This window comes from Serratia sp. BIGb0163, assembly GCF_024809935.1.
Taxonomy (GTDB): domain Bacteria; phylum Pseudomonadota; class Gammaproteobacteria; order Enterobacterales; family Enterobacteriaceae; genus Serratia; species Serratia quinivorans.
In genome coordinates, this window is sequence record NZ_JANUDZ010000005.1 from 334,054 (window position 1) to 352,841 (window position 18,788).

Sequence of the window (18,788 nt, forward strand, 5' to 3'; positions counted from 1 at the left end):
TTGCCTTTAAAATGCTGTTGGGGACTAAAAACTATCAGGCGCTTTTAGCTAACGCAACAGGTTGTAGCAGTTGATCACCGGCGTACAGGCGCGCATTCAGGCTGCCAACGTAGTAGCGGCCACCTCGTACCGGCGGTTCGTTACCCTCCGGCAGCACCACGCTGATCGGTTCCTGATGCCAGCCAATCGGCTGCACGGTCATCTGCCAGAAATGGCCGCGTGGGCTGACTTCCAGCACCTGCACCGGCAGCGGGCAGCGGTCGCTGCTCTCGGTACCGACTTCCATTTCCCACGGGCGCAGGAACAAGTCCACGCGGCCCTGGTGCATTGGCTGGAACGACAACGGCCACTGGTGCGCACCGACGAACAGCTGCGAACCGCGGATCTCGCCGCTCAGGCGGTTCACTTCGCCCATAAATTCCAGCACGAAGCGGCTGGCCGGTTCACGAACAATCTCTTCCGGCGAACCGACCTGCTCAATATTGCCCTGGCTCATCACCACGATACGATCGGCGACTTCCATTGCCTCTTCCTGATCGTGGGTGACAAACACGCTGGTAAATTTCAGTTCTTCATGCAGCTGACGCAGCCAACGGCGCAGTTCTTTACGCACCTGCGCATCCAGCGCGCCGAAGGGTTCATCCAGCAGCAGAATTTGCGGTTCGACCGCCAGTGCACGCGCCAGGGCCACGCGCTGCTTCTGACCACCGGAAAGCTGTGACGGATAACGGTTAGCCAAATGGGCCAACTGCACCATTTCCAGCAACTGGGTCACTTTTTGTTTGATCGCCGCGGCATTCGGGCGCTCACGGCGCGGCAGCACGCTCAGGCCAAAGGCGATGTTGTCGAACACCGTCATGTGGCGGAACAGCGCGTAATGCTGGAACACGAATCCCACTCGACGATCGCGGGCATGCACGTGGCTGACGTCGGTGCCGTGGAAGCCCAGCTTGCCGCCGCTCTGGCTTTCCAGCCCGGCGATAATACGCAGCAGCGTGGTTTTACCGGAGCCGGACGGCCCCAGCAGCGCCACCATCTCACCGGAGGCAATGTCGAGCGAGATATCGTTCAATACCTTGGTACGACCGAAAAACTTATTGATACCGTTAATCTCAATGCTCATGATTTTCCTCCCGCTCGAGACGTGCATTCTGACGTTCCAGACGCCATTGCAGGCCACTCTTCAAAAATAGGGTCACTATCGCCATCAGGGTCAGCAAACCGGCGGCGGTAAAGGAACCGACCGCGTTGTAATCCTGTTGCAACAACTCAACCTGCAGCGGCAAGCTGAAAGTCTCGCCGCGAATAGAACCGGACACTACCGATACCGCGCCGAACTCACCGATGGCGCGCGCGTTGGTCAAGACCACGCCGTACAACAGCGCCCAGCGAATGTTTGGCAAGGTCACCCGGCGGAACATCTGCCAACCGGAAGCCCCCAGCAAAATGGCGGCCTCGTCTTCCTGACTGCCCTGGCTGAGCATCATCGGCACCAGCTCACGTACCACGAACGGGCAGGTCACGAAAATGGTCACCAGCACCATGCCCGGCCAGGAGAACATCAGCTGGATATTATGCGCATCCAGCCAACCGCCCAGCAGGCCATTGCTGCCGTAGAACAACAGGTAAATCAGCCCCGCTACCACCGGCGAAACGGCGAACGGGATGTCGATCAGCGTCAGTAACAGTTGACGCCCCGGAAAGGTAAAACGCGTCACCAGCCAGGCCAACAGCGTGCCGAAAATCAGGTTGAACGGCACGGTAATCAAGGCGATCAGCACCGTCAGCCAGATAGCGTGCAACATGTCGTGATCGACCAGGTTGCCCCACATCGCGCCAATACCTTTGGAAAAGGCCTCGGCGAAAATCGAAATGATCGGCACTACCAGCAGCAGTACCGAAAACAGCACGCCGATACCGATCAGCGTCCACTTGCCCCAGTTGACGCGCGGGCGTTCGACGCCGTTGAACTCAGAGATATCCGCCATCAGTGCCCCCCGATACGTCGGCCAAAGCGGCTCTGCAGAACGTTAATGCTGAACAGCAACAGCAGCGAGGCCGCCAGGATCACCGAAGCAATCGCACTGGCCGCCGGATAATCAAATTCCTGCAAACGAACAAAAATCATCAGCGAGGTCACTTCCGTCTTCCAGGCGATGTTGCCGGCGATAAAGATCACCGCGCCGAACTCGCCCAGGCTGCGGGTAAAAGAGATTGCCGTACCGGCCAACAGCGCCGGTGCCAGCTCAGGGATCACCACGCGACGAAAACTCTGCCAGCGAGTCGCGCCCAGGGTTTCTGCCGCCTCTTCGTATTCCGGCCCCAGCTCTTCCAGAACCGGCTGTACGGTGCGTACCACGAACGGCAAGCTGGTAAAGGCCATCGCCACAGCAATGCCGAGCCAGGTAAACGTCACCTTAATGTCAAAATGCGCCAGCCATTGGCCGTACCAGCCGGTGGTGGAAAACAGCCCCGCCAACGTCAGGCCGGCTACCGCGGTCGGCAGTGCAAACGGCAGATCGATCAGACCGTCCAGCAGCGTGCGACCGGGAAAACGATAGCGGGTCAGGATCCAGGCCATCAGCATGCCGAACACCGCGTTAAACAGGCTGGCAACGCCCGCCGCCAGCAGCGTGACCTTATAAGCCGCCACCACCTGCGGGTTGGAAATCACTTCCCAATACTGCGCCAGGCTCATCTGCGCCAACTGCATCACCAACGCGCTGAGCGGCAACAGCAGGATCAGGCAGGTATAAAACAGGCTGCTCCCCAGGCTGAGGCCAAACCCAGGTAAAACCCGCTTGCTGGTCAACGACAACATTACTTATGCCCTGCGGCTAACAGCTGATCCAACTCGCCACCGGTGGAGAAATGCGTTTTCATCACCTGCGGCCAGCCACCAAACTGATCTTCCACCCGGAACAACTTGGTCTCCGGGAACTGACCTTTGGCCGCGGCCATCGCCTGTTTGTCGTAAACGCGATAGTAGTAGCTGGTGATCACCTGCTGTGCTGCCGGGCTGTAGAGATAATTCAGGTAGTCTTTGGCCGCCTGTTCGGTGCCGTTTCTTGCCACGTTTTTATCAACCCAGGCCACCGGGAACTCCGCCAGAATATCGACCGGCGGCACGATCACCTCGTATTTGTCTTCGCCATACTGCTTGCGAATATTGTTCACTTCCGACTCAAAACTGATCAGCACGTCGCCCAGGCCACGCTCGACGAAGGTGGTGGTCGCGCCACGGCCACCGGTGTCAAACACCAGAACGTTTTTCAAGAAACGGGTCATAAAGGCGCGGGTTTTGGCCTGATCATTGCCATCCGCCTGATTGGCAGCCCCCCAGGCGGCCAGATAGGTATAACGGCCGTTACCGGAGGTTTTCGGGTTCGGGAACACCAGCTTCACGTCGTCACGCACCAAATCATTCCAGTTATGAATGCCCTTTGGATTGTCCTTACGCACCAGGAAAGCCATGGTGGAATAGAAAGGTGAGCTGTTGTTCGGTAAACGGGTCTGCCAGTCAGCCGGGATCAGTTGGCCGCGATCGTGCAGGATCTGCACGTCGGTCACCTGGTTGTAGGTCACTACGTCGGCGCGCAACCCCTGCAGGATCGCCAACGCCTGCTTGGAGGAGCCGGCGTGGGATTGTTTGATGGTCAGCTTGTCGCCCGGATGCTGTTGGTTCCATTGCTGCTCAAAACCTGGGTTCAGCGCGGTAAACAATTCACGGGAAACGTCATAGGAGCTGTTCAGCAATTCGGTTGCCGACAGCGGGCCGCTGGCTAACAGCGCCGCCGCCAAGCATCCTTTCAGTACGATATTTTTAACCCGCGTTTGTTTCATTGTGCACCTTATCACTGAGTCAATCCGTCGGGCTTTCGCCCTGATGTTGACCAGTGTATTTATAACTAGGTGCGGAGCTGTAACGCTTTTATATACCGTTTAGTGATTTTCAAGCATCAAACGCTATAAGGCAGGAACGGAGCGGCATGGCAGAGGGGGGAAGTAAAACCGGAGCCGACGTAGCCAGCCCCGGTAGAGGTGTTACAGCGACAGCAGGCGCGTCAGTGATGGCGCAAAGTAATAACTGCCGGTCACCGCACGGCTGAAACGCAGCATCGCGTCGCGTTTGCCGTCCAGATCGCCAAACATGCTCAGTAGTTGCTTTTCGATGTTATGCAGACGTGCGCAGTAGGCGATGAAATACAGTCCGTGCTTGCCGCTGGCGGTGCCATAAGGCAGGCTTTGGCGCAGGATCTTCAGCCCCTTGCCGTCTTCTTTCAGATCAACGCGGCTGACGTGCGAGGTGTCCGGGCGTTGCTCCGGAGGCAGTTCTTCGCTGTCATGTTTGGTACGGCCGATAATCTGCTCCTGCTGTTCAGTGGTGAAACGCTGCCACTGACGCAGGTTGTGTTCGTAACGCTGCACCAGCACGTAGCTGCCGCCTGCGTCTTCTTCGCCTTCGGCAATCACCGCCACTTCCGGACGTTGGTCGCCCTGCGGGTTTTCCGTGCCGTCGATAAAGCCGCTCAGGTCACGCTCTTCCACCCAGCGGAAACCGTGGGTTTCTTCTTCAATTTTGATGGCGTTGCCGAACGCCGCCAGCGCGGCCTGGGCCAGCGTGAAGTTAACATCATGACGCAGGGATTGAATATGGATCAGCAGGTCGCGCTGGGTGGCCGGTGCCAGCCCTTTGCCGAGCGGGGTGAATGGCTTCAGCTCTTTGGCGCCCTGACCGCTGGACAGGTCATGCCAAACGTCATAGCCAAAGGCAACCACCGCGCCCAAATGCGCATCGGGGAACTGCTGTTGCAGCTCGGTCAACGTCTGGCAAAACTGCTTGCAGCCCTGACGGAGTTCGGCAAATTCGCCCTGTACCGTGGCTTCCATAAAAATGGCGAAACGGCAGTGTTCCAGCAAAATGCCGCTCTGAACCTGTGTCATTGTCGTTATCCTCAATAGCAGAATCGGGTAACAGTAGCCTGTTACGAATGCGCAGCATCATACCGCAAGCAGGGGTATTTGCCTTGCCCGAACGCAAAGAAAATAAGGATATCCGTCAAGATGAAGGAAGCTGGGGCGCCGCAGATCGGACGCCCCAAAAGAAGGGTTTACTGAGGTTTGGCGTGCCAGATGATCTTGCTGACCGTCCAGCTTTTCAGCGTGTCATCCGGTGGGATGATATCCTGCGGGCCGGCCCACTTGCCGTTGAAAATGTAAGTCACGTACTTGCTCTGCTCCGCCACACACTCCACCTTGCCGGCATCGTCGCCATCGGCCGGTTTACAGGCACCGAACGCCTTGCTGTACAGGTCGCTGAACGGCGTGCCAAGTTTGCTGCCCCACTCGGTCGCCACCTTGCTGTCCATCACGTCCACACGCTGCACGTGGCCCTTGGGTTCACCGGTGATCACCAGTTTCACGTCATTGCCGTCCATCGCCTGATAGTAAGAAACTATCTGGCCCTGGCTGGTAGCCATGCCGCCGCGCAGGCGGTAATCGCCTTTCAACCCGTCGTTGATGGCGCTTTCCGACATCGGGGTGCCGGCGTTCAAATCGCCAACGCCCTTGGCGCTGACCTCAAGGCTACTGCCAAACCAGTTAAGCGGCGACAGGCTCGACCAGGAGAAGTTCGACATCGTCGAACAGCCGGTCAGTAACAGCGGGAGCCCTAACAATAGTGGGCGAATATTCATCTCTAGCTCCTTAACATCAAAGGCATGGGCCCGGCGTTTTGCTGCGTGCCAGCCTCTCACAACTGCCCACGCTTCGCCATCGGTTGCGAGCTTGGAGTGCAGAAAATAGGAAAAGTGCCGCCACAGGCGGCAATTACCCCGCTTCGTTCTGTACGGTAAAGCAGGCTTTCAGCCGCTGATTCAGCAACAGATAGGCCAGGGCCAGCGCATCAAGCAGTATCAGGACAGCATCCAGCGGTGGCTGATTGTCGGCCTGCTGCCACAGGCTGAACAGCGAACCGCCCAGTGCCGCCAGTAGCGAGAGACAAAGCACCCAACGCCAGGCGCGCCACAATCGTGGCCATTGGTGACGCCGTGGAGCCAACAGAAATGCCAGCGCCGCCGGCAGCCCCAGCATGATGCCGTACCAGAACCTTTGGGTGTCAGGGTAAAACAGCTGCAGCAGCCCTTCACCCTGCTGGCGCGAAGCACCGGCCATCACGAACAAAATCCAGGTCCGGGCCTGTAAAACCAGCACGCCCCAAAACCACAGCGGCAAACGCAGCGCGCCATGATGATCGTAATCGTCGGGGGAAAAACGGTGTGGGAGTGGCTTCAACGTCGATTCCTTGCCAATTTCATTATTATTACTCCTTCAAATGGGAGCCAGATTTATTGTTTTCAATGTGCTCGCTTAAGAACCCCTTAAGATTTTCATGCTTTACTTAACCCCATCAAACCAGCAGTCCTGATTGGCAGGGCTTTAATTCGCGATTGAGATAAGGAAGCTTAAGATGAAAAAATATACCCTGGCCGCATTAATCGCTCTGTGCAGCGCACCGGTTCTGGCACAGCAAGGCGGGTTCCTCGACCCTGCCGCGCCGCAGACACAAACGCAAAATACCCAACAGGGTGGCTTCTCCGGCCCAAGCGCGGCACTGACCACGGTAGACAAGGTGAAGTCGATGAGCGATGACACCTGGGTGATGCTGCAGGGAAACATTGAGCAGCGCGTCGGTGACGACACCTATACCTTCCGTGACGCCAGCGGCACCCTGACGGTGGAGATCGACAGAAAACGCTGGAACGGCCAGACCATCACCCCGAAAGATAAAGTGCAGTTGGAAGGGAAAGTGGATAAAGACTGGAGCAGTGTGGAAGTGGATGTGAAGAACATCAAAAAACTGCCTTAACACGCAGCAACGGGCGGTGAAGCTTCACCGCCCGAATGACGACTCAATATTCCTGATCTTCGATCAGGCGTTTACCCAGGTTGGTCACGTTCTGGATCTCGTAACCGAGTTTTTCGTACATCTCGATCACCGTGTCGTTGTCTTCACGTACCACCAGCTGGATCTTCGGGCATCCACGCGCGATCAGCTTCTTCTCCAGACGGTTAATTAACGCATTGGCAATACCGCGCCCGCGATAATCCGGATGTACCCCCAGGTAATACGCCGAACCGCGATGGCCATCGTAACCGCCCATCACCGACCCTACGACTTCGCCGCCCACTTCGGCGACCAGAAACAGGCCCGGATCGTGATTCAGTTTGCGCTCGATATCCATCTCAGGATCGTTCCACGGTCGCAGCAGATCGCAGCGCTCCCACAGAGTAATGACTTCTTCAAAGTCGTCTTGCCGAAATACGCGAATTTCCATCGATGTTCGCCGCTGTTAATTAAGATGTTTATCTGATTATCGCGTGAATATTCACTTACGCAATATCAAACTGCGATTTACCCCAGCAATTATCCAGAAATGATCGGTTACCCGCGTAATAAATGGACATAGTTATCAGGTCGATTAATGATTATCAATACGATATAACGTCGCAAAATAGAATTTGTCGACGGAGCGTAGCGTTATGAAAAAGCAGGTTAAACAATTCCTCAATTTTAAGCCGCTCTCCGTTTCCCCCACGCGACGTCAATTACTGCTCTCCGGCCTGGCGTTGGTACTGCTCGGCAGCAAAAGCCAAAGCGCCGAAGCCGAGTCCGGTGGCATGCTGCGCAACCAACATCCCAAACCGACCGCTAAACCAGCGCCTAAACCCTCCGGCAGCAAAAGGCTGGTGATGATCGACCCTGGCCATGGCGGTATCGACTCCGGCGCGGTTGGCAGCGAAGGCTCACAGGAAAAGCACGTCGTGTTGGAGATTGCCAACCACGTCCGCCGCATCCTGCACGAACAGGAACACGTCGAAGTCCGTCTGACGCGGGAAGAAGACGAATTTATCCCGCTGTTCCAACGGGTGGAGATTGCCCACCAGCATCAGGCCGATCTGTTTATCTCGATTCACGCCGACGGTTTTACCAGCCCGGAAGCCTCAGGCGCTTCGGTGTTTGCCCTGTCCAATCGCGGGGCCAGCAGCGCCATGGCGCGTTACCTGTCCAACCGTGAAAACGCCGCCGATGATGTGGCCGGTGGCAAGTACAAAAACCAGGACAACTATCTGCAACAGGTGCTGTTTGATCTGGTGCAGACCGATACCATCAACAACAGCCTGACGCTCGGCCGCCACGTGCTCGGCCAAATCCGGCCGGTTCACCACCTGCACAGCAACAGTACGGAACAGGCGGCATTTGCGGTGCTGAAATCCCCGTCTATCCCGTCGGTGCTGGTCGAAACCTCGTTCATTACCAACCCGGCAGAAGAGCGTCTGCTGGGCACCACCGCATTCCGCGAGAAAATCGCCCGCGCCATTGCCGACGGGGTGATCAGTTTCTTCAGCTATTACGATTCACACCAACGAAAACCCGGCTGATACTGCCAGCCGCGGTGAATAAAGGTATACTCTGCGCCTTGTTCAGTCAGACGCTGTGAATTATCCCGTATGAGTTTATCGACCATCGCAGAAGTAAAATCCTTCCTGCTGGCGCTGCAAGACCGCATCTGCACGCAGTTGGCCCAGGCCGACGGCAGCGCCGTTTTCAACGAAGACCGCTGGACGCGTGAAGAAGGCGGCGGTGGCCGCAGCCGGGTGTTGACCGAGGGTGCGGTGTTCGAACAGGCGGGCGTCAACTTCTCACACGTCTCCGGCGCTACCCTGCCCGCTTCCGCTACCGCGCATCGCCCCGAACTGGCCGGACGCAGTTTCCAGGCGATGGGCGTGTCGCTGGTGATCCATCCGCGCAGCCCTTACATTCCTACCAGCCACGCCAACGTGCGTTTTTTCATTGCGGAAAAGCCGGGCGAAGAGCCGGTGTGGTGGTTTGGCGGCGGCTTTGACCTGACGCCGTTTTATGGCTTTGAAGAAGATGCCGTTCACTGGCACCGCACCGCCGAACGGCTGTGTGCGCCCTTCGGTGAACAGGTTTACCCCAAATACAAAAAGTGGTGCGACGACTATTTCTTTATCAAACACCGTAACGAAGCACGCGGCATCGGCGGCCTGTTCTTTGATGACCTGAACACCCCGGACTTCGCCACCTGCTTCGCGTTTACCCAGGCGGTGGGCGAAGGCTTCCTCGAGGCCTATCTGCCGATCGTAGAGAAACGCAAAACGCTGAGCTGGGGCGATCACGAGCGCCAGTTCCAACTGTATCGTCGCGGCCGCTACGTGGAATTCAATTTGGTCTGGGACCGGGGCACGCTGTTCGGCCTGCAAACCGGTGGCCGCACCGAATCCATCCTGATGTCGATGCCGCCGCTGGTGCGTTGGGAATACAATTATCAACCGGCGGAAGACAGCCCGGAAGCGGCGCTGTACCGTGATTTCCTGCCGGTACGCGATTGGCTGAAGGAGCCGGAATGATGCAGATTTGGGTTGATGCGGACGCCTGTCCCAACGTAATTAAAGAAGTGCTGTTTCGGGCGGCGGAGCGCACCGCAATGTCGGTGACGCTGGTGGCGAACCAGCCGCTGAGAACGCCGCCGTCAAAGCACATCCACACCCTGCAGGTGGCGGCCGGTTTTGACGTGGCGGATAACGAAATCGTGCGCCGCTGCGAGAAAGGCGATCTGGTGATCACCGCCGATATCCCACTGGCAGCGGAAGTGATAGAAAAAGGGGCAGTGGCGCTGAACCCACGCGGTGAACGCTACACCCCGGACACCATTCGTGAGCGCCTGAACATGCGTGACTTTATGGACACCCTGCGCTCCAGCGGCATCCAGACCGGCGGCCCGAATACGCTGAACCAGCGCGATCGCCAGCAGTTCGCCAATGAGCTGGACAAGTGGTTGCAGCAGGCAAAACGGGCGCAGTAATTGCGCCCGCATTCCGTTTAGAAACGCACCTCCCCGCCGAAGATATAGGTTCGGCCGCGGGCGGTGTTGGTCGGTGAGAAGTCTCTTGATTGCGATGGCATGGCGTTCATCTTGTTCAACGCATCGGAATAGTCTTTGTCCATCAGGTTCTGCACGCTGAATTTCAACAACAGATTGCGGTTGAACTGATAGGTGCTGTAAAGATCGATAACGGTCGGAATATGCGGCGCCGGTTCTTTCAGCAACTGCTCATTCTCATCGACGTTAGAATCAGGAGAAAGGCGCACAGCCTTGCCGGTGTATTTCACCAGCCCGCCCAGCGTCAATTTCTCATCCAGCAAACGCACACCCGTATCCAGCGTGAAGTACAATTCCGGCAGCTCGCTAATGTCACCGGCACCGAACACATTGCTGGCCTGATTGGTCGGCTGGCTGGTGTGTTCCTTGCTCAAGGACAGTTTGGTGTAGGCAAAACCGGCGTCGTACATCGCTTCCACTTCCACCCCACGCGACCTGACTGGCTCGTATGAGTTGCTGTACATGGTCATGGCGACATTCACATCGGCGTTATCCCATTCCTCCTGACTAGTCTGGGCACGATTACATTTTTGGCGATTACTGCACACCATGTAGCTCTGGCTGGAAATGTAATTTTTGATTTTCGACTCAAAATACACCGCCTTCAGTTGGAAGCTGTCCTGTTTAAACAGCAGGTCATGAGCATTGGCGTTAAAACCCGCCTGATAGGTTTCTGCCGTTTCCCCTTTAAGGAACGGGTTCATCGACTGCCCGCCGCTGTTGGCGAAGAACACTTCCTGAATATTCGGCCCACGCATCGATTTGTTGTAGCTGACGAACGGCTGCAGCCACGGTGTTACCTGTGCGGACAACATCACCGCCGGGTTAAAGCCGTGCTCTTTCAAATTGATATTGCTGGCCCCCTGCGGGAAGCAGGCCACGCGTTCATCACAGGCCGGTTTATAACCGGAAATATCATAGGCGCTGTAGTTCAGGTCAAAATTACCCTGCCAGATGCCGTAATTAAGCTGCAGCCCACTGTAAAGGCTGGCGATATTTTGTTTGCCTGCGATCCCCACCGGCGAGCTTTCCGCCTGGCCCTCGTCTGTCACCAGCCCGGAGGCGCGCTTCTTGTATTCGTTGCGGATCAGCTTGCCGCCATAGCTAAAGGCAAAGTCGACCTCCTGCAGGCTGAAACGGCTGGTGTTATTGACGTCCAGCGCGTCGGAGATATTTTTTGCGGTGCTGTCGCTAAATCCCGCCATATTATCGGACATAAACTTCTGCTCACCCCGGCTGGTACTGGCAGTCAGATTAAAATCAATCAGCTCTGAAAACGGGGCGTAATGATATTTAATATAGAAGTCATTACTGTCGATATGGCGACGGGTGATCTTGTTTTGATAAGTTCTGGCCGACAGTTCAATACTATTAAAAGCGTCGGGTTTAATATCCACTTTAAATAACTGAGATTTGGGATTCTGGCGATAAGTTTTATCGACATTAAACTCTTCACTGTCAAACCCGGAACCGTTCTTATAATTAGAGGTGATCGAACTGCCGCTGATAGCCGCCATGGCTCCCAGGCTACCGCCTTCGCCGAATGCGTCGGTTTTCCCACCCACGGCGATCATACCGCTGCGGCCAATACCGTTATTGCCTACAGAAAACTTGGTGCGCACGCCAAAAGGATTATCCGAAAACACTACGTCATCCACGCCAATGGTGCGGAAGTTGGCGCTGCCTGCCAGCGCATTGACACCGGCGGATCCCGTCGCATTACCGCGTGCCACATCAACGCCGACGATAAAGTTAGGATCGATCAGCGCACCAAACTGGCTGGTTGGCAAACCGCCATGCGCCGCGTCACTGGGTGAACTGCCATAATAGTTCTGGGTAATGCCATCAACCATGGTATTAACGCGGCCAAAACCGCTCATGCCACGAATATTGACGCTGACCGAACCCTGGCCGGGGTCGATCTGGGTATAAGTGCCAGGCATACTGCGCAGAATGCTGTCCACCGACTCCAGATTTTTATTTTCCCCGCGCGAGCTGAAAGCGCCGGGCTTTTCCAACGCTTCTTTTTCACTGCTGCTGGTACTGCTATCTGCCGCCGAAACATTCAACGGGCTGAAAACAACCTTGCCCTTTCCCTCTTCTGCCCCATTCTGCGCAGCCGTCGCCGCCCCGCTCAGCGCTATTCCCGCGCCGATCAGGCTTACTATTAATTTGATTTTCATATATCCCCAGAAATTGCCAAAAAGATTTTATGGCCGACAATGCCCAGCAAAAAGCCCGCCGAAATCGACGGTAAATTTATTTTTTATAGTTTTAATAAACCGCCGGGCTTATTACCCGACGGTGATAGTGGTTATTTCTGTGTTTTCTGATCCATCGCCATAATAAAACTGTATTCCAGCGCGTTATTTTCCAGCCGCGTCAGGCGGCCCGATTTTCCGCCGTGGCCGGCCGTCATATCGGTCGCCAGCAGCAACACTGAATCACCCTGTTTAAAACGACGCAGTTTGGCTACCCATTTGACCGGTTCCCAATATTGCACCTGGGAATCATACAGGCCGCTGGTGACCAGCAGGTTCGGATAGGCCTGTTTAGCCAGGTTGTCATACGGGCTATAGGACTTCATCAACGCATAGGCCTGCGGCTGATTCGGATTGCCCCACTCTTCGTATTCACCGACCGTCAGCGGAATGCTGTCGTCCAGCATGGTGGTCAGCACATCAACAAAAGGCACCTGCGCCACCACCGCGTTATACAACTGCGGTGCCTGATTAATCACTGCCCCCATCAGCAGGCCGCCGGCACTGCCCCCCATGGCGTAAATACGGCCCGGCTGACCATAACCCTGTTGGATTAATGCCTGGGTGGCGTCGATAAAGTCACTGAAGGTGTTTGGCTTATGAGTCAACTTGCCCTGTTGGTACCAGTTCTGCCCCAGCTCACCGCCACCGCGCACGTGGATTAGCGCATAAACGAAACCGCGATCCAGCAAACTAATGCGGTTAGCGCTAAAGGCCGGATCCATACTCATGCCATAGGCACCATAACCGTACACCAGCAGCGGGCTGTGCCCCGGTTTGAACATGGCTTTGTTGTAGACCAGCGAGACCGGCACCTTCACACCGTCACGCGCGTTAATCCACACCCGCTCGCTGTGGTACTGGCTGGGATCCACTCCCTTCACTTCCTGCTGTTTCAGCAGGGTGCGCTCGCCTTTGTTGAGATCCCATTGGTATGTGCGGGTCGGGGTTGTCATCGCCGAATAGCCATAGCGCAGCTGCTGGTTGTCCGGCTCCGGGTTATAGCCCAGCCAGGCCATATAGCTGGCGTCGTCGAACGGAATACTGCGCTGGGTTTTACCGTCCCAACTGATTTGCCGTAGCTGTACCAGGCCATCAGCACGTTCCTTCACTACCAGCCAGTCGCGGAACACCGTGAAGTCTTCCACCTCGCGCTTTTCCTGTGGTGCTATTAGCGTTTGCCATGGCTTGCCGACTGCCGCGGTCTGGTACAGACCAAAATGCGGGCTTTGGTGGTTGGAGCGTAGATAGAACTCACCGCGATAGTGGTCTACATAATACTCGTGGCCGTTCTTGCGCGCGGCAAACAACACCGGCGTGCTCAGAGGCTGATTAGCGTCAATCAGCCGTGCCTCGGAAGTGGTATTGCCGCTGATGGTAATAATGACGTAGTCACGCGAAGAAGAGCGACCCAGGCTTAAATAGAACCCGCCATCATTTTCCTGATAGACAAGTTTGTCGTCCGCAACCGGCGTGCCGGCCTGATGGCGATAAACCTGATATGGCAACAGGGTCTGCGGGTGGTTGCGAATATAAAATAGCGTCTTGCCGTCATTGGCCCACGCCATGTCACCGGAGGTGTTTTCAATCACTTCCGGCGCCCATTTACCGCTATCGATTTCACGCAGCGAAATCCGGTACTGCCTGCGCCCCTGCAGATCTTCAGCGATCGCCATCTGCTGGTTATCCAGGCTGATCGCCATCCCACCCAAGCGGTAATAATCCTGTCCTGCAGCACGCTGATTGGCGTCCAGCAAGGTTTGCCACGGCGCATCGGCAGTCAGAGCCTGACGTTGATACAGGGCAAAGTCTTTACCTGCCGCATAGCTTTCCTGATAGCGATACCCATTAAGTTGGTAGGGCACCGAGCGATCTTCCGGGCTGATGCGGCCCAGCATTTCCTGATACAGGCTATCGCGCAGTTTTTTATACGGCTGCATCATCTGCTCGGTATAACGGTTTTCCGCCGTCAGATAATTCAGCACCTTTTTATTTTGCCGGCTGTCGTCACGCAGCCAATAATAATCATCCACCCGGGTTTCCCCCTGGGCGGTTAATGGGTGCGGGATAATCTCGGCGCTGGGCGCCAACGGCTGCGCCCAGGCGGCCTGGCCCAATAAGCTCAATGAAATCACGGCATAGGTGGCCATTCGCCAACGACGACGGCCCGACAAAAATGGATGTTCCATGGTCCCTCACTATGGTTTGGCATCAGCAGTTCCCTTTTGTTTGGGTAAACAAAAGAACGCGGCTCACGAAATAAATTATTGGCTGGCGTCCAGCGCCGCCAGATTAAAATCGATGGGCATCGTTACCTGAACCTTGCCCTGCCGCAGCATTTCGACCGGCGGTGGCGGCAGTGGCTGTGCCCGCATGACCACGGCCAGCGCCTCACGATCCAGCGAGGCGGTGCCCGACGGGGCATGCAAGGTCAGATCGAAAACCCGTCCCTGAGCATCCACAGAAAAAGACACCTGCGGCATGCCGGTACGGCGGCGGCGCTGCGCATCTGACGGATAACGCTTGATGCGGTTTAGCATTCCCTTTACCCGGCTTTCCCACGACAGCCTGACCTGTTCGCTGCTTGCGGAATCGCTGTTCAGCGGTGCGGCCGACTGCCGGGCTATGTTCAAGGCTTTCGGTGCGGCAGCGCTGGATGCAGCGGCGTGCCTGATCTCTTTCACCTGCTGTTCCGGCTTCGGCTGGGCTTTTTGCGGTGGCTGGTGTTCGGTTCGCTTTTTCTCAGCCACGCTGATTTTGGTCTTTTCGGCCCGCGCCAACTTGGGCAAATCGGGTTGATCCTGCGGCTCGGCCGGTTGTGCCGCAGAAGACTCGGCCTGTTGCACACCCAACGGCAGCGGCTTGGGGCTTTCCGGTGCTTCAATCTGCGCCGCCCAACTCATCATCACCGCCGGTGGCGCTAACGGCATCGGCGGCAGCGGCTGGGGTGGCCAATAAAACAGCAGTACCAGCACCACATGTGCCGCTATCGCACATAAAAATCCGCGTGCCCAGCGCGGCTGTGGCATGGAGGCTAGCGGATAAGATAAAGACGGACTCGGCATAGGGATATTAGATTACTTAATTACGAATGATTTTAGATCTCATTTGCTAATGATAATCATTTGTAATTTGTATTAACAGTTCTTTTCACCGTCTTAACCTAATCATTTACCCTCAGGGTTAACCGCTGGGGTAACCCACAGGTAATCCGCCACCTGCTTATCGACCTGTACACCGGGCTCAACCAGCATCAACACGGTTGGCAACGCTGTCGGCTGCAGATCCTGCACGTGTAGCGGCACCCCCACCGATTTGGAAGCATGATAACCGCCGGCAATCAGCAGCGTCGGCGTCGGCGCTGCCAGTAAACGTTCGGCCATACGTCGATCGCGTTGCTGCTGGATCGCCAGCATGGCATGCAGTTGTTGAGGCTCAATTTTCCCACCGTGCGAAGTGCGGATAGTTTCTTCCAGCGCTTTCTGCACCGCAGGACGCACTGACAGTTGGCCCTGCGGGAAAACCGGCTGCTGATAAAACGCCATGATTTCATCGCGATCCAGGTTGGCCGACCACAGCGGGTACGGTGCGCGCATCGCCGCCATCGTCAAATCCCCGTACAGCGGCCATTTCCAGCCTGGTTGCCAGTCAATCAACTCCGCCACGCGCTCATCACGCACTCTCGGATTACCCTGCAGCCACTGTTTCACCTGACTCACTTTGGCCTGTTGGCTCGGGTTGATCATCTCCATCAGTACGCTGCCCTGCGGCCGCTGCTGCGGTAAGTTTTCCACCAGCCACAGTTCAATCTGGTGGTGGTAGGGGTTGTCATGCTTTTCTCCGACGATAACCCGTGGCTGAGCGGCCAATCGGGTCAGCAGTTGCTCGGGTGACAAACTTTCGCCGCTGCGCAAGTCGGTAATTTTCCCCAGGTTATCAAGGCTGTTTTTCGGCGAGGAAACCGGTACCTGACTACAGGCGCCCAGTGTCAGCGCGGCCAATAAAATCAAAAATCTCATCATGCTGCCCTTGTAATAAAAGTGGCGACATTATAGATAATAATTATCATTTGCATATAGAAAGCAACCTGTCCTGAGACGCTGATAACGGTTTTTGCTTTATGGTTTCCGCTCACACATTGATTTCATGAAGTATTGCGGGTATAACTGATAGCCATTTAGCTGTTTAGACGTCTATACGGATAGAATATTATGCACTCAGCCGTTCCCGCCGAAGGGCAGTTCAAACGCACCATGAAGGCCCGACATTTGGTGATGCTGTCGCTGGGCGGCGTGATTGGTACCGGGCTGTTCTTCAACACCGGCTATATCATTTCCACTACCGGTGCTCTCGGCACCCTGCTGGCCTATCTGATCGGCGCATTGGTGGTCTATCTGGTGATGCTGTGCCTGGGTGAACTGTCGGTGGCGATGCCGGAAACCGGCGCCTTCCACGTCTACGCATCTCGCTATCTTGGCCCGGCCACCGGTTACACCGTCGCCTGGCTGTACTGGCTGACCTGGACGGTAGCACTGGGTTCCAGCCTGACCGCCGCCGGTTTCTGCATGCAGTATTGGTTCCCGCAATCACCGGTGTGGCTGTGGTGTTTGATCTTCTGTGCGGCGATTTTCCTGCTTAACGTGGTCACGACCCGCTTCTTTGCTGAGAGCGAATTCTGGTTCTCGCTGATCAAGGTCGTTACCATTCTGGCGTTTATCATCCTCGGCGGTGCGGCCATGTTCGGCCTGCTGCCGATGAAAGACGGCACGCCAGCCCCCTTCCTGCATAACCTGACCGCCTCCGGCTGGCTGCCAAACGGCACCTTGCCGATCCTGATGACCATGGTGGCAGTGAATTTCGCATTCTCCGGTACTGAGCTTATCGGCATTGCCGCCGGTGAAACCGAGAACCCGGAAAAGGTGGTGCCCTGGGCGATACGTACCACGGTGATCCGCCTGATGCTGTTCTTTATCGGGACGGTGTTTATTCTGGCGGCGTTGATCCCGATGGATCAGGCCGGGATTGTCAAAAGCCCGTTTGTGCTGGTGTTTGAACGCATCGGGGTGCCCTATGCCGCCGATATCTTTAATTTCGTGATCCTGACCGCCATCCTGTCGGCAGCCAATTCGGGCCTGTACGCGTCGGGGCGCATGCTGTGGTCGCTGGCCAACCAGCGCACCCTGCCGGCCTATTTCTCCCGCGTGAATAAACGCGGTATCCCGATCAACGCGCTGACCTTCAGCATGCTCGGCGGCGTACTGGCATTGCTGACCAGCGTGATCGCCCCGGACACGGTGTTCGTGGCGCTGTCGGCAATTTCCGGCTTTGCGGTGGTGGTGGTCTGGTTGAGCATCTGTGCCTCGCACTTCGCTTTCCGCCGTCATTATGTCCGCAGCGGCCAGCCCATTTCCGGTCTTAAATACCGCGCGCCGGGTTACCCGCTAACGCCGATCGTTGGTTTCACCCTGTGCCTGCTGGCCTGCGTCGGGCTGGCGTTCGATCCGGAGCAGCGCATCGCGCTTTACTGCGGGCTGCCCTTTGTCGCCCTGTGCTACATCGCCTATTACCTGACCCGCCGTGCCGGGCAAAAAACCTCTCTGGGAGAGAATCATGTCGGTTAACAACCCTGTCGCCACACTCTTGAGCGCCCACCCTACGCTGATTTTAGACGGTGCGTTGGCCACCGAACTGGAAGCCCGCGGCTGCGATCTGAGCGATCCGCTGTGGTCGGCAAAAGTGCTGATTGAAAACCCTGAGCTGATTTATCAGGTGCATCTCGACTATTTCAACGCCGGAGCGCAGTGCGCCATCACCGCCAGCTATCAGGCCACGCCACAAGGCTTTTTGCGCCGTGGTTTGGATCAAGCGCAGTCACTGGCGCTGATCGCCAAAAGCGTGCAGTTGGCGCAGCAGGCGCGCAGCGATTATCTGGCACAACACCCGCAGGCCGCACCGCTGCTGATTGCCGGCTCGGTGGGGCCCTATGGCGCTTATCTGGCCGATGGATCTGAATATCGCGGTGATTACTCGCTGCCGCAGGAAGAGATGATCGCCTTCCACCGCCCGCGCATCAGCGCACTGGCCGAGGCCGGGGTGGATTTACTGGCCTGTGAGACTCTGCCGTCCTTCAGTGAACTGCAGGCGTTGCTGACGCTGTTGGAAGAGTTCCCAACCCTGGGTGCCTGGTTCGCTTTCACCCTGCGCGACAGTCAACACCTCAGCGACGGGACGCCGCTGACCGAGGTCATGGCAGCGCTGCAGGCGAATCCACAGGTGCTGGCGATTGGCATTAACTGCATTGCGCTGGAAAATGTGGCCCCGGCGCTGCAGCAATTTGCCGCACTGGCTGACAAGCCGCTGCTGGTCTATCCGAACTCGGGTGAACACTACGACGCTGTGAGCAAAACCTGGCATGCCTGTGGGGGGGCGCACGGCAGTCTGATTGATCAAATCGGCGAATGGCAACGCATCGGCGCCCGGCTGATTGGCGGTTGCTGCCGCACGACGCCGCAGGATATCCACCAGATCGCCACACGCTGCAGGGCATAAAATAAAAAAACCT

19 protein-coding genes are annotated in these 18,788 nt (G+C 56.6%); 6 read left to right on the forward strand and 13 right to left on the reverse strand.

What is annotated here, in order from left to right:
• Window positions 1-34 precede the first annotated feature (34 nt).
• From cysA to M2406_RS18805, 7 genes are all read right to left on the reverse strand, one after another.
• Window positions 35-1,123, reverse strand: coding sequence for a sulfate/thiosulfate ABC transporter ATP-binding protein CysA (gene cysA / locus M2406_RS18775; RefSeq protein WP_012146166.1), 1,089 nt, complete (start codon window positions 1,121-1,123; stop codon window positions 35-37).
• Window positions 1,113-1,988, reverse strand: coding sequence for a sulfate/thiosulfate ABC transporter permease CysW (gene cysW / locus M2406_RS18780; RefSeq protein WP_259191005.1), 876 nt, complete (start codon window positions 1,986-1,988; stop codon window positions 1,113-1,115). Before cysW ends, cysA begins: the two co-directional genes overlap by 11 nt.
• On the reverse strand, window positions 1,988-2,821 hold the full coding sequence (cysT, locus tag M2406_RS18785) for a sulfate/thiosulfate ABC transporter permease CysT (RefSeq protein WP_012146168.1): 834 nt from the start codon (window positions 2,819-2,821) through the stop codon (window positions 1,988-1,990). Before cysT ends, cysW begins: the two co-directional genes overlap by 1 nt.
• Complete coding sequence (locus tag M2406_RS18790; RefSeq protein WP_112362323.1) at window positions 2,821-3,843, reverse strand: sulfate ABC transporter substrate-binding protein; 1,023 nt, start codon at window positions 3,841-3,843, stop codon at window positions 2,821-2,823. The genes cysT and M2406_RS18790 overlap by 1 nt, the downstream gene beginning before the upstream one ends.
• Before the next feature lie 201 nt (window positions 3,844-4,044).
• On the reverse strand, window positions 4,045-4,944 hold the full coding sequence (locus M2406_RS18795; RefSeq protein ID WP_012146170.1) for a Dyp-type peroxidase: 900 nt from the start codon (window positions 4,942-4,944) through the stop codon (window positions 4,045-4,047).
• Window positions 4,945-5,111: 167 nt separating this feature from the next.
• On the reverse strand, window positions 5,112-5,696 hold the full coding sequence (locus tag M2406_RS18800; RefSeq protein ID WP_012146171.1) for an RpoE-regulated lipoprotein: 585 nt from the start codon (window positions 5,694-5,696) through the stop codon (window positions 5,112-5,114).
• A gap of 133 nt (window positions 5,697-5,829) precedes the next feature.
• Window positions 5,830-6,294, reverse strand: a complete 465-nt coding sequence (locus M2406_RS18805; RefSeq protein WP_012146172.1) for a DUF2919 domain-containing protein — start codon at window positions 6,292-6,294, stop codon at window positions 5,830-5,832.
• 175 nt (window positions 6,295-6,469) lie between these two features.
• Between M2406_RS18805 and M2406_RS18810 the strand changes: the two genes are divergently transcribed.
• Complete coding sequence (locus tag M2406_RS18810) at window positions 6,470-6,868, forward strand: YgiW/YdeI family stress tolerance OB fold protein (RefSeq protein ID WP_012146173.1); 399 nt, start codon at window positions 6,470-6,472, stop codon at window positions 6,866-6,868.
• 43 nt (window positions 6,869-6,911) lie between these two features.
• Here the strand turns inward: M2406_RS18810 and M2406_RS18815 are convergent, their stop codons facing one another.
• Entirely contained in the window at window positions 6,912-7,337 is a 426-nt protein-coding gene (locus M2406_RS18815) for a GNAT family acetyltransferase (protein WP_012146174.1), read from the reverse strand.
• 205 nt (window positions 7,338-7,542) lie between these two features.
• On the opposite strand from M2406_RS18815, the gene amiA reads away from it, so the two are divergent.
• The 3 genes from amiA (at window position 7,543) to M2406_RS18830 (ending at window position 9,887) form a co-directional block, all read left to right on the forward strand.
• Window positions 7,543-8,442: an N-acetylmuramoyl-L-alanine amidase AmiA gene (gene amiA / locus M2406_RS18820; protein ID WP_112362325.1), complete on the forward strand. Its 900-nt coding sequence runs from the start codon at window positions 7,543-7,545 to the stop codon at window positions 8,440-8,442.
• Window positions 8,443-8,511: 69 nt separating this feature from the next.
• Window positions 8,512-9,432: an oxygen-dependent coproporphyrinogen oxidase gene (gene hemF, locus M2406_RS18825; protein ID WP_115184108.1), complete on the forward strand. Its 921-nt coding sequence runs from the start codon at window positions 8,512-8,514 to the stop codon at window positions 9,430-9,432.
• Window positions 9,432-9,887 (forward strand): YaiI/YqxD family protein, encoded by a 456-nt coding sequence (locus M2406_RS18830; RefSeq protein WP_004947732.1) that lies wholly within the window; start codon window positions 9,432-9,434, stop codon window positions 9,885-9,887. Before hemF ends, M2406_RS18830 begins: the two co-directional genes overlap by 1 nt.
• Window positions 9,888-9,904: 17 nt before the next feature.
• Here M2406_RS18830 and M2406_RS18835 read toward each other — a convergent pair whose 3' ends face one another.
• From M2406_RS18835 to M2406_RS18850, 5 genes are all read right to left on the reverse strand, one after another.
• Window positions 9,905-12,034 carry a TonB-dependent receptor domain-containing protein gene (locus M2406_RS18835; protein WP_375190671.1) on the reverse strand — a complete coding sequence of 710 codons (2,130 nt, stop codon included), beginning with the start codon at window positions 12,032-12,034 and terminating at the stop codon, window positions 9,905-9,907.
• On the reverse strand, window positions 12,031-12,084 hold the full coding sequence (locus M2406_RS26530; protein ID WP_405050630.1) for a hypothetical protein: 54 nt from the start codon (window positions 12,082-12,084) through the stop codon (window positions 12,031-12,033). The genes M2406_RS18835 and M2406_RS26530 overlap by 4 nt, the downstream gene beginning before the upstream one ends.
• A 195-nt stretch (window positions 12,085-12,279) precedes the next feature.
• Window positions 12,280-14,415 (reverse strand): S9 family peptidase, encoded by a 2,136-nt coding sequence (locus M2406_RS18840; RefSeq protein ID WP_259191007.1) that lies wholly within the window; start codon window positions 14,413-14,415, stop codon window positions 12,280-12,282.
• 75 nt (window positions 14,416-14,490) lie between these two features.
• Window positions 14,491-15,255 (reverse strand): TonB family protein, encoded by a 765-nt coding sequence (locus M2406_RS18845; RefSeq protein ID WP_259191008.1) that lies wholly within the window; start codon window positions 15,253-15,255, stop codon window positions 14,491-14,493.
• 138 nt (window positions 15,256-15,393) lie between these two features.
• A complete protein-coding gene (locus M2406_RS18850) occupies window positions 15,394-16,245 on the reverse strand; it encodes a ChaN family lipoprotein (RefSeq protein ID WP_259191014.1) in 852 nt (283 codons plus the stop codon).
• A 192-nt stretch (window positions 16,246-16,437) separates the two neighbouring features.
• On the opposite strand from M2406_RS18850, the gene mmuP reads away from it, so the two are divergent.
• Together mmuP and mmuM are read left to right on the forward strand one after the other, a co-directional pair.
• Complete coding sequence (mmuP, locus tag M2406_RS18855; RefSeq protein ID WP_012146182.1) at window positions 16,438-17,847, forward strand: S-methylmethionine permease; 1,410 nt, start codon at window positions 16,438-16,440, stop codon at window positions 17,845-17,847.
• The gene (gene mmuM / locus M2406_RS18860; protein ID WP_112362331.1) at window positions 17,837-18,775 is read left to right on the forward strand and encodes a homocysteine S-methyltransferase; all 939 of its coding nucleotides are present in this window, start codon (window positions 17,837-17,839) and stop codon (window positions 18,773-18,775) included. The genes mmuP and mmuM overlap by 11 nt, the downstream gene beginning before the upstream one ends.
• The last annotated feature ends 13 nt before the right edge of the window (window positions 18,776-18,788 follow it).